General features: G+C 33.3%; 10 protein-coding genes and 1 rRNA gene (1 of these 11 cut by a window edge). 8 read left to right on the top strand and 3 right to left on the bottom strand.

The annotated features are described in order from the left end of the window. Window positions 1-52: 52 nt before the first annotated feature. Window positions 53-745, bottom strand: a complete 693-nt coding sequence (locus tag JM80_RS08905) for a LytTR family DNA-binding domain-containing protein (RefSeq protein ID WP_034646356.1) — start codon at window positions 743-745, stop codon at window positions 53-55. Between the two features lie 251 nt (window positions 746-996). On the opposite strand from JM80_RS08905, the gene rpsF reads away from it, so the two are divergent. From rpsF to hisS, 6 genes are all read left to right on the top strand, one after another. Then, window positions 997-1,335, top strand: a complete 339-nt coding sequence (rpsF, locus tag JM80_RS08910; RefSeq protein WP_013619894.1) for a 30S ribosomal protein S6 — start codon at window positions 997-999, stop codon at window positions 1,333-1,335. Window positions 1,336-1,337: 2 nt separating this feature from the next. After that, window positions 1,338-1,637: a 30S ribosomal protein S18 gene (gene rpsR, locus JM80_RS08915; RefSeq protein WP_170854752.1), complete on the top strand. Its 300-nt coding sequence runs from the start codon at window positions 1,338-1,340 to the stop codon at window positions 1,635-1,637. A gap of 13 nt (window positions 1,638-1,650) precedes the next feature. Next, window positions 1,651-2,103: a 50S ribosomal protein L9 gene (rplI, locus tag JM80_RS08920; RefSeq protein ID WP_013619892.1), complete on the top strand. Its 453-nt coding sequence runs from the start codon at window positions 1,651-1,653 to the stop codon at window positions 2,101-2,103. A gap of 100 nt (window positions 2,104-2,203) precedes the next feature. Beyond that, window positions 2,204-5,359, top strand: coding sequence for a carboxypeptidase regulatory-like domain-containing protein (locus JM80_RS08925; RefSeq protein WP_144709777.1), 3,156 nt, complete (start codon window positions 2,204-2,206; stop codon window positions 5,357-5,359). Window positions 5,360-5,426: 67 nt separating this feature from the next. Beyond that, the gene (locus tag JM80_RS08930; protein ID WP_144709779.1) at window positions 5,427-5,897 is read left to right on the top strand and encodes a DUF6495 family protein; all 471 of its coding nucleotides are present in this window, start codon (window positions 5,427-5,429) and stop codon (window positions 5,895-5,897) included. A gap of 87 nt (window positions 5,898-5,984) precedes the next feature. Further along, window positions 5,985-7,361, top strand: a complete 1,377-nt coding sequence (gene hisS, locus JM80_RS08935) for a histidine--tRNA ligase (RefSeq protein WP_144709781.1) — start codon at window positions 5,985-5,987, stop codon at window positions 7,359-7,361. A gap of 134 nt (window positions 7,362-7,495) precedes the next feature. Here hisS and JM80_RS08940 read toward each other — a convergent pair whose 3' ends face one another. Both JM80_RS08940 and JM80_RS08945 read right to left on the bottom strand, forming a co-directional pair. Next, a complete protein-coding gene (locus tag JM80_RS08940) occupies window positions 7,496-8,044 on the bottom strand; it encodes an NUDIX domain-containing protein (RefSeq protein ID WP_144709783.1) in 549 nt (182 codons plus the stop codon). A 55-nt stretch (window positions 8,045-8,099) separates the two neighbouring features. After that, window positions 8,100-9,188, bottom strand: coding sequence for a M42 family metallopeptidase (locus JM80_RS08945; protein WP_144709785.1), 1,089 nt, complete (start codon window positions 9,186-9,188; stop codon window positions 8,100-8,102). A 96-nt stretch (window positions 9,189-9,284) separates the two neighbouring features. On the opposite strand from JM80_RS08945, the gene JM80_RS08950 reads away from it, so the two are divergent. Next, window positions 9,285-9,968, top strand: a complete 684-nt coding sequence (locus JM80_RS08950; RefSeq protein WP_144709787.1) for a DUF4294 domain-containing protein — start codon at window positions 9,285-9,287, stop codon at window positions 9,966-9,968. Window positions 9,969-10,680: 712 nt separating this feature from the next. Next, window positions 10,681-11,662: ribosomal RNA gene (locus JM80_RS08955) — 16S ribosomal RNA — on the top strand (it continues 538 nt past the right edge of the window).

An 11,662-nucleotide genomic window follows, 5' to 3' on the forward strand; every position in this document is an offset into this window, starting at 1 on the left:
AAGCATAAAAAAAGCTGACGTTAGTCAGCTTTTTTTATTTGGTGTATAATTGTTAGACGTTACTTAATGCTTCAGCAAGCTCGGTCTTTTTATTTCTACTTAAAGGTATTTGTCTTCCATCAACTTCTACATTTTTACTATTAAATTTTTCAACCTTTTCTAAGTTTACAATATAAGATTTGTGTATTCTTAAAAACTTATCTTCTGGTAATTGTTTTTCAAAAGATTTCATTGTAGATAAAATTACAATATTAGCCTCGTCTGTAACAAGTTTAATATAATCGCCTAAGGCTTCTATCCATTTAATATCATTTAAAATAACCTTACGTTTTTTAAGGTTGCTTTTTACAAATATATGTTCTTCGTCTTCCTGTACTCTGTGCATTTGCTCATATTTACCTACGGCTCTTTTTACAGAGGCATCAAACCTACTCATTGTAATTGGTTTGTGTAAGTAATCTGTTACGTCATAATCAAAGGCTTTTAATGCGTAATCAGGTTTTCCAGTTATAAGTATAACTTGTGGCGGATTTTCTAAAGACTCTAATAAGTCAAATCCGTTAATGATTGGCATTTCTACGTCTAGGAAAATAAGATCAACTTCGTTGTTCTTAAGTCCGTTCTTGGCTTCAATAGCATTGCTGTACTCAGCAACCATTGCTAGGTTTGGATGATTGTTAACCAACTTTGCAACGGCCATACGCTGCATAGAAGAATCATCTACAATTATACATCTTAGTTTCATAAATAAGTTGATTTGTGGGGTTAAATCTCGGCTAAAGTACTAAAAATGTCAGATGAATTGCAAGAAAAGATGTGAACATGCACTAATCTGTTGTGTAATTAGCATTAAACGAGTTATGGATTGCATTTAGCTTTGGTTAGATATTTGGGGTTTGTTAATAACTATTTTAATGTATAACGAAGATTTTAGTGTTTTCTTGTGAGAATAGAAAAAAATAATTACTTTTGCGGACTGAAAAAAATATATATAATATGAATCATTACGAAACTGTTTTCATTCTGAATCCCGTTCTATCTGATGTACAGATAGAGGAAACAGTTAAGAAATTTGAGGATTTCTTAATTAAAAAAGGTTCCAAAATGGTTGCCAAAGAAAATTGGGGACTTAAAAAATTGGCCTATCCTATTCAACACAAAAAAAGTGGTTTTTACCATTTGTTTGAATTTACTGCACCTGGTGATGTAATCAATGGTTACGAGCTAGAATTTAGAAGAGATGAACGTGTTATGCGTTTCTTAACTGTAAAGCTAGACAAGCACGCTATTTCTTGGGCAGAGAGAAGAAGAACAAAATTAAAAACTAAAGCTTAAGGATTATGTCAGCTATTGAACAACAAGCAAAAGGAAAAAAAGACGGAGAAATTAGATATTTAACTCCGTTAAACATTGAGACTAACAAACAGAAAAAATACTGTAGATTTAAAAAATCAGGTATTAAGTATGTAGATTATAAAGATCCAGATTTCTTAATTAAGTTAGTTAATGAGCAAGGTAAATTACTTCCAAGAAGACTTACTGGAACTTCATTAAAGTATCAAAGAAAAGTGGCTGTTGCTGTAAAAAGAGCACGTCATTTAGCATTAATGCCATATGTTGGCGATTTATTAAAATAAAAAAAGCTAAACAATGGAACTTATATTAAAACAAGACGTACAGAATTTAGGTTTTAAGGATGACGTAGTAGAAGTAAAAAACGGCTACGGAAGAAACTTTCTTATTCCTCAAGGATTAGCTGCTCTTGCTACACCGTCTGCAAAGAAGGTTTTAGCAGAGAACTTAAAGCAAAGAGCTCATAAAGAGAAGAAAATTGTTGATGAAGCTAACAAAACTGCAGAAGCATTAAAGCAATTAGAAATTAAAATACCTGCTAAAGTTGGTGTTGGAACTAAATTGTTTGGATCTATATCTAATATAGATTTAGCTGCAGCTATAGAAAAAGCTGGTCAGTCAATAGACAAAAAATACATTTCTATTAAAGGTGGTGCCGTTAAAAGAACTGGGCCTTACAACGCTCAGATTAGATTACACAGAGAGGTTATTGTAGAATTTCCTTTTGAAGTTGTAGCGGAAGCTAAATAAATAGTTAATATAATGTTAATAGAAAAAAGAGTTATGCATGCATAACTCTTTTTTTTTGTTCTAAATTTAGCGTATCTAAAAATAACTAACTTAGAACAATATGAAAAACTATTTATTTTTTTGCTTATCGTTTTTGTTTGTTTCCCTTTCGGTTAATGCCCAGGTAACAACCTCAAACATTAAAGGTTTAGTGGTAGACGATCAAGCGGCACCTCTTATTGGGGCAAATGTTATTGCTGTACATACCCCAACGGGTACTAAATACGGTGGTATAACTAATGATGAAGGTAGGTATAACCTACTTAATATGAGGGTTGGTGGCCCTTATGTAATTACTGTTTCTTACGTAGGTTTTGAAAATCAAGTTAAAAATGATGTTTACTTAACACTGGGGAAAACTTTTAATTTTAACGTTACACTTACTGAGTCTAGTCAAATGCTAGATGAAATTATTTTAGTGCAAGACCAAAGTGGTACTTTTGGTAGTGGGCGTACAGGTGCAGAAACAAGTGTTGGTAGTAGAGAGCTTACTAAATTACCAACAATTTCTAGATCAGCTTCAGATTTTACTAGATTAGAGCCAACAGCAAGTGGCGATTCTTTTGGAGGTCGTAATGATCAGTTTAATAATTTCTCTTTAGATGGTGCAATTTTTAATAATCCTTTTGGTTTAGATTCTCCAACACCAGGTGGGCAAACAGGTTCACAGCCAATTTCTTTAGATGCTATAGAGCAAATACAAGTAAGTACTGCTCCTTATGATGTTACTTTGTCTGGTTTTACTGGAGCTTCTGTTAATGCTGTTACAAAAAGTGGTACTAATGAATTTCATGGTACTGTTTATGGCTTTTTTAGAAATGAAGATTTAACAGGTGGTAAAGTTAAAGGTGAAGATGTAATTAAGCCTAAATTAACGCAAAACCAATATGGTGTAAGTATTGGTGGGCCAATTGTTAAAAATAAATTATTCTTCTTTGCTAATTTTGAAAAAGAAGAAAGAGATGATTTAGGTACAAACGGATGGATTCCTAATACTGGTTCTGGTAATATTGGTGAGTCTAGAGTTTTAGAGAGCGATTTAATGGCAGTGCAGTCTGCCCTAGCAGGTATTGGTTATGACACTGGTCGTTATGAAGGGTTTACTTATGGTGGCGAGTCTACTAAAGGTATCTTTAAGTTAGATTGGAATATTAATGATAATAACAGATTAGCTGTTATTTACAACTTTTTAAATTCTTCTAAAGAAAAGCCAGCTCACCCTACAGCTATTAGACAAAGAGGACCAAATTTTACAACTTTACAGTTTGAGAATTCTGGTTATGAAATTAATAACAACTTAAAGTCTTTTCAGATAGAATTAAATTCTACATTGTCTGAAACTATGACAAATAAATTGCAAGTAGGGTATTCTCATTTTGATGATTTTAGAGATGCTTTATCTTCTCCAATTCCTGCAATGACTATTCAAGATGGTAATGGGTCTAATTATATTGTAGTAGGTCATGAGCCTTTTTCAATTAATAATACATTAGATCAAAAGGTTTTTCAGTTTTCAAACAATACAAATATATTTAAAGGAGATCATACGTATACTATAGGTTTTTCTTTTGAGAAATTCGATTTTAAAAACTCATTTAATCTTGGAGCATATGGTTATGCTGATGATAGAGGTTATGTAGGTGCTTTTGGTGCATTTGGTAGTTTAGCAGATTTTCAAACAGCAATAGATAATGGATTAATTTCTGATGCTATTACAAATGCTGAAGGTATTAATGCAGCAAACAATGCTAATGATACTTGGAGCTTGGCAGAAACTAGTGTAGGTCAAATGGCATTTTATGTGCAAGATGAGTGGAATGCTACTGAGGATTTTAAATTGACTTACGGAGTTCGTTTTGATAAGCCTTTATTTTTTGATACAGCAGATAAAATACGTGAAAATATAGCAAGAAAAGGTACATATGTGCCAAGTATACCTTACTACAATCCAGAGACAGGAGAAGAGGTGTTTATAGATTCTGAAGAATTACCAAGTAACCAATGGTTAATTTCTCCAAGAGTTGGTTTTAATTGGGATGCTAAAGGAGATAATTCTTTACAAGTACGTGGTGGTACTGGTTTATTTACTGGTAGATTGCCATTTGTATGGTTGGGTAACCAAGTGCAAGGTGTAGATGTTTTTTACTACCAAACTGTAGATCCAGATTTTAAATTTCCACAGGTTTGGAGAACTAATTTAGGTTTAGATAAAAAGTTTGAAAATGGTGTTATTGGTACTTTAGATGTTTCTTATACTAAAGATTTAAACGCTGCTCATGTTCAAAACTGGGGATTAAGAGAACCAACAGGTACGTTAGTTGGTCCTGGTGGAGATAGACCTGTTTATTTACCTGGTGATACAGGTAATAATGCATATGTATTTACAAATTCTGATAAAGGTAGAGTGTTTAATGTTTCGTTAAAGGGGCAAAAAACGTTTGATAATGGTTTGTATGCAATGGCTGCTTATAGTTATTTAAATGCGCAAGATGTAAACTCTATTGAAGCAGAAATTACAGGTGATGCTTTTGAGTTTAATCCTAATGCAGGTAATGCTAACTCAGATGTGTTAAGTCATTCTAAATATGGAGATACACACCGTTTTATTGGTGTTCTTTCTAAGAATTTTGAGTACGGACAAGGAAAATGGAATACAACAATTTCTACTTTCTTTGAGTATGCTAAAGGGGCAAGATATAACTATACGTATGCAGGTGATATTAATGGTGATGGTTCTGGTCAAAATAACGATTTATTATATATTCCTACTTCATCAGAGCTTAGTCAAATGCAATTTTCTGGTGCAGGACAAGCAGAAGCTTTTGAAGCGTATATTCAGCAAGATGATTACTTAAAAGATAACAGGGGAGAATTTATGGAGCGCTATGGTGCTTTAGCTCCTTGGAGAGGTCGTTGGGATCTTAAATTTTTGCAAGACTATAAATTTGCTAACAATAACAAAATACAGTTTAGTATAGATGTGCTTAATGTTGGTAACTTAATTAGTTCTGATTGGGGTATTGTACGTCAGCCAAATAATATTAGTCCGGTTGGAGTTAGTTTTCCAGATGCTAACCCAGATCCTAATATTTATGAAGCAGACCGCACACAAGCACCAACATATACTTTTGATCCTAGTTTAACAAATACTAATGGATATGATGCTAGTTTGTTGTCTAGATGGCAAGCACAATTTGGATTGCGCTTTATTTTTTAGTAAAAAATAAATAATTTTAATTATTAAAAGGTTATGCATATGCATAGCCTTTTTTTATTTTTGCAAAATGAAATATGCAAGACTAACAAAACAACAACTAGAAGAGTTACAACCAGAGTTTGTAAACTTTTTAGCATCACAAACAATTACTGCAGAAGAATGGGAAACCATAAAAAAGGAAAAACTAGATGTGGCAGAAGAAGAGTTAGATGTTTTTAGTGATTTAATTTGGGAAGGTGTATTAACTAAAGTTGAGTATTTAGAAAATGTATCTGCCCAGCAAATGCATTTGTTTCATTTAGAAGAAAAAGAAATGAAATTGCTTTCTGTTAAAGTAATGAATCCAGATGTAGACTTAACAACAAGTGTTGGGTTTGCTTGGTTTAAGAAAAACTGGCAGTCAGATTTTGTGGAGTATTTAACGGCGTCTAAAATTTATACAGAAGATAAAAATTTAGATAAATTTAATTTAATTAAGCAAGGAGCAGTTATTACTAAAGGAGATTTATACAAGTGGTTTGATAATGTAATTAGCTAACATTTGTAACAGCAACTAATACTATAAAATTAACAGTCTTAAAATAAGGCAGCAAGAATGTTATCATTCTATCATATTTAAAAATTTATGGCACAAAAACCATCAATACCAAAAGGGACAAGAGATTTTTCTCCGTCTGAAATAGCAAAAAGAAATTATATTTTTGACATTGTAAAAAAGCATTTTCAGACTTTTGGTTTTCAACCTATAGAAACACCTTCTTTTGAAAACTCACAAACTTTAATGGGTAAATATGGAGATGAGGGAGACCGACTTATTTTTAAGATTCTAAATTCCGGAGATTATTTAAATAAGGTTAATGATGAAGTATATCAACAAAAGGACTCTAGTTTATTAACGCCTAAAATCTCAGAAAAAGCATTACGTTATGATCTTACCGTGCCGTTTGCACGTTACGTAGTAATGCACCAGAATGAAATTGATTTCCCTTTTAAAAGATATCAAATTCAACCTGTGTGGAGAGCAGACAGACCGCAAAAAGGTAGGTTTAGAGAGTTTTTTCAGTGCGATGCTGATGTGGTTGGCTCAGATTCTTTATTACAAGAAATAGAATTGGTGCAATTGTATGATGCAGTTTTTACAAATCTAAAGCTTACCGGGGCAACAATTAAATTAAACAATCGTAAAATACTTGCAGGTATTGCAGAAGTTATAGGGGCAAAAGAACGCTTAATAGATTTTACTGTTGCCTTAGATAAGTTAGATAAAATTGGAGTAGAGGGAGTAACTAAAGAAATGCTAGAAAAAGGAATTTCTGAAGACGCAATACAAAAAGCAACGCCTCTATTTTCTTTGGCTGGAACTAATACAGAACAATTGAAAGTTTTAGCAGAATTGCTTAAAGACTCAGAAGAGGGTAAAAAAGGAGTAGAGGAGCTTACTTTTATTATAAAAGCTGTAGAAAAATTAGGATTACAATCTGCTAATTTAGCTATAGATGTTACTTTGGCACGTGGGTTAAATTATTATACAGGTGCTATTTTTGAGGTTGCTGCACCAAGCGGAGTAAAAATGGGTTCTATTGGTGGCGGTGGACGTTATGATGATTTAACAGGGATTTTTGGATTAAAAGATGTTAGTGGTGTAGGTATCTCTTTTGGGTTAGATAGAATTTATTTAGTGCTAGAAGAATTGAATCTTTTTCCTGAAGAAATAAATAAATCATTGGAAATACTTTGTGTTAATTTTGGAGATAATGAAGCTTTTGCGGCTTTAGAATTGGTTACAGAGTTACGGAAAAACGGAGTAAAAGCAGATGTGTATCCTTCAGCTGTAAAAATGCAAAAACAAATGAAATATGCTAATAAGCGCAATGTTCCTTATGTTGTTTTAATAGGGGAACAAGAGTTGCTTAATGGAGATTTTGTTGTGAAAAATATGGAAAAAGGAGATCAGCAAACTTATAAGTTGTCAAATGTATCAGAATTTATAGCCTCGTTATAAGTTATACATTAACTTTTTAGTAAAAAACTGCTGTGCAATAGTATTGTGTAGCGGTTTTTTTAATTCATTTCTTTTTATCAGAAAAAGAAGAATAATATCAATTGGTAGCGCAAGAAAATGCATCTGTTTAAAAATTAGAAAACTTTTTCTATTGCTGCTAAAACGGTATTGTAATACTTTTTACTGTGTGGAACATAAAGTTTCTTCGTTTCAATATTGCTTAATTCTATTTTAAAATCAGAAATAAGTTTAAGCTCTAAGTCTTCAACTTCATTATCTTGTTTTGTTAGAGAATTTAAATCTGTTTTTAATTTACATATAAATGTATGATGAAATTCACAGTCAATTAAGTAATCCGTATGTTTTTGGATAGATTTAAAGCATCCAATTTTTTGTAAATCTGTTTTTTGTATGGTAATTCCAATTTCTTCTTCAATTTCTCTTAAAGCAGAATTAATTATGTCTTCTCCTGCTCCAATATGTCCGGCAACAGAAACATCCCATAATAAAGGAAATATATCTTTGTTTTTTGAACGTTGTTGAAGTAGAATTTCTTTTTTTTTAGTGTAAAACCAAATATGTGTTGTTTGGTGAAACCAACCGTTTTTATGAGCTTCAGATTTTAAAGCGGTTTTGCCTGTTTTTTTTCCTTTAAAATCTAAAATATCTACAAGCTCATCCATATAGTAGTAAAAGTATTAAAAATAAAAACCCCTCATATGAGGGGTTTTGTAAAAGTTAATCAAAGTAACTAAAAGTTTCTCCTTCTTTAATATTTAAAAGTGTTTCATATATTAAACGTATAACGTTTTCAACGTCATCTCTGTGTACTGTTTCTACAGTTGTGTGCATATAGCGTAGAGGTAAAGAAATCAATGCAGAGGCAACTCCGCCATTACTATAAGCAAAAGCATCTGTGTCCGTACCGGTAGATCTAGATGCTGCCATACGCTGAAAAGGTATTTCTTTAGCTTCAGCAGTTTCAATAATGCGCTCTCTAAGTTTGTTTTGTACAGCAGGTGCATAAGAAATTACAGGTCCAGAGCCTATTTCGGTAAATCCTTGTACTTTTTGCTCAATCATAGGTGTGGTTGTATCGTGGCAAACATCAGTAACTATTGCAACATTAGGCTTAATAGTTTGTGTAATCATTTCTGCGCCTCGCAAACCAATTTCTTCTTGTACAGAGTTTGTAATGTATAAGCCAAAGGGTAATTTAACATTGTTCTCGTGTAATAGTCTGGCAACTTCTGCAATCATAAAGCCTCCAGCTCTATTATCTATAGCTCTACAAACAAATTTGTTTCCGTTTAAAACTTTAAAAGTGTCTGGGTAGGTGATAACACAACCTACGTGTACACCCATTTTCTCAACTTCAGCTTTATCTTTTGCGCCTATATCAATACATATATTGTCTAATTTAGGGGCTTCTTCTTTGCTTTTATTTCTTGTATGTATTGCTGGCCATCCAAAAACACCTTCAACAATACCGTTTTTTGTATGTATGTTAACCCATTTAGATGGTGCTATTTGGTGGTCACTTCCACCATTTCTTATAACATATAGTAAGCCATTGTCAGATATGTAATTTACATACCAAGAAATTTCATCAGAGTGTCCTTCAATAACAACCTTGTATTTAGCATCTGGATTAATTACGCCCACAGCGGTTCCGTAGGTGTCCGTAATAAAATTGTCTACATAAGGCTTTAGGTAGTCCATCCAAATTTTTTGACCTTCCCATTCATAACCTGTAGGGGATGCATTATTTAAGTATCGTTCAAAAAAATCAAGAGATTTTTCAGTAATAATTTTCTTTGCGCTCATAAACATATATATTTAAATACAAATTTAATAATATTCATTTTTAATTAATAATATCGTCACGTGTTTATCGTTAATAATACGAACTCTATATATTGTATGAAAAGTATAGCAAACATATCATTTATAATATTTATTCTTATTTATGGCTCTGTGTCAGCACAAGTAGAGGAGGTAAAAGACTCTGTAGATGTTGAGTTGTATAAGATAAAGGGAGATTCTGTTTATGATACATCCATAACTTTAAATGAAGTGTATGTATTTGCTCCATTAAAATTTGCTACCAAAGAAGAAAAATTACACTACTATATATTAAGGAGAAAAACATTAAAGGTATATCCTTATGCAAAAATGGCGGCAGAAAAGCTAGTTGTATTAAATGATAGTTTAAAAAAAATTAAAAAGAAATCAAAAAAACGAAAGTACACCAGGCAAGTTCATAAAGAAATTGAAGATCAGTTTTCAGAAAGATTAAAAAAATTAACCCGTACAGAAGGCCAAATACTTATAAAACTAATAAATAGGCAAACCGGAGATACAGCTTTTGGACTAGTAAAGGAGTTAAGAAATGGTTGGCGTGCCTTTTGGTACAACACATCTGCAAAGTTTTTTAAAATTAGCATAAAGGCAGAATATCATCCAGAAAGTGTACATGAGGACTATTTAATAGAGGATATTTTGCAGCGTGCCTTTGCTAAAGGGAGGTTAAAAGAGCAACCAACTGTTTTAAATTACAATTATACTACACTGACTAACAAGTGGATAACTAAAAAAAAGAAGTAATAATCGCTTGTTTAGTGTAAAATTTCGTTTTATATTTAATGCCCTTTTTAAATGTATTAGAATTCTTTAGCTCTACAATCGCCTTTGTGGTGGTAAAGTAATATTGTTTTAGGCTAGTTTTTAATGATAAGCTTAGGCTTGGTAAAAAATAGGTTAAAAGTGTGTTGTTTTAAGTGCTTGAAAAATAGGGTTCTAAAGCATAAAATAAAAATACTTTAAAAAAAGAATCAAAAAAGCCTTGTGGTGTTTAAAAATGGGAGTATATTTGCAGCCGCTAACGGAGAAACAAGCAGTTGTAAAGTTAGTAAAGTTCATTGATTCAGTTGTAAAATTAGTATAATATAAAGGTTAAAAAATAAGTGACTAAAAGCTTGTTTTGTAGCAATTAAAAATACTATTTTTGCATTCCTAATTTGCTAGGGTTGTTAAAGCGAAACTAACAGTAAAATAAATTAAATTTTTATTTTGTCAGTTTAAAAAAACGTTTTACATTTGCAACCGCTTTCAGAGAGGGTAAAGCGATAAGAAATTTTGGAATGATTTGTTATTAAAAATCAACTAGTTCGAGTCTAGTATTTCTACAAGAATTAAAAGTTCATTTGACATATTGAAGAGACAGCAAAATAATGCTACTTGTAGTATTATTGGATTAAAAAAAGAGAATGAGTTTAGTTTAGGACGATTTTAGGTTGTTAAGAATATTTACAAAACAACGATGAAGAGTTTGATCCTGGCTCAGGATGAACGCTAGCGGCAGGCTTAACACATGCAAGTCGAGGGGTAACAGGGGAGCTTGCTCTTGCTGACGACCGGCGCACGGGTGCGTAACGCGTATACAATCTGCCTTACACTAAGGGATAGCCCAGAGAAATTTGGATTAATACCTTATAGTTTATTTTTATGGCATCATTTAAATAATAAAGTTTACGGTGTAAGATGAGTATGCGTCCCATTAGTTTGTTGGTAAGGTAACGGCTTACCAAGACTACGATGGGTAGGGGCCCTGAGAGGGGGATCCCCCACACTGGTACTGAGACACGGACCAGACTCCTACGGGAGGCAGCAGTGAGGAATATTGGACAATGGAGGAGACTCTGATCCAGCCATGCCGCGTGCAGGAAGACGGTCCTATGGATTGTAAACTGCTTTTATACAGGAAGAATAAGGACTACGTGTAGTCTGGTGACGGTACTGTAAGAATAAGGACCGGCTAACTCCGTGCCAGCAGCCGCGGTAATACGGAGGGTCCGAGCGTTATCCGGAATTATTGGGTTTAAAGGGTCCGTAGGCGGGCTGTTAAGTCAGGGGTGAAAGTTTGCAGCTCAACTGTAGAATTGCCTTTGATACTGATGGTCTTGAATTATTGTGAAGTGGTTAGAATATGTAGTGTAGCGGTGAAATGCATAGATATTACATAGAATACCGATTGCGAAGGCAGATCACTAACAATTGATTGACGCTGATGGACGAAAGCGTGGGTAGCGAACAGGATTAGATACCCTGGTAGTCCACGCCGTAAACGATGGATACTAGCTGTTTGGATTTCGATCTGAGCGGCCAAGCGAAAGTGATAAGTATCCCACCTGGGGAGTACGTTCGCAAGAATGAAACTCAAAGGAATTGACGGGGGCCCGCACAAGCGGTGGAGCATGTGGTTTAATTCGATGATACGCGAGGAACCTTACCAGGGCTTA

The sequence above is a fragment of the Cellulophaga sp. RHA_52 genome, from assembly GCF_007827205.1.
Lineage (GTDB): Bacteria > Bacteroidota > Bacteroidia > Flavobacteriales > Flavobacteriaceae > Cellulophaga > Cellulophaga lytica.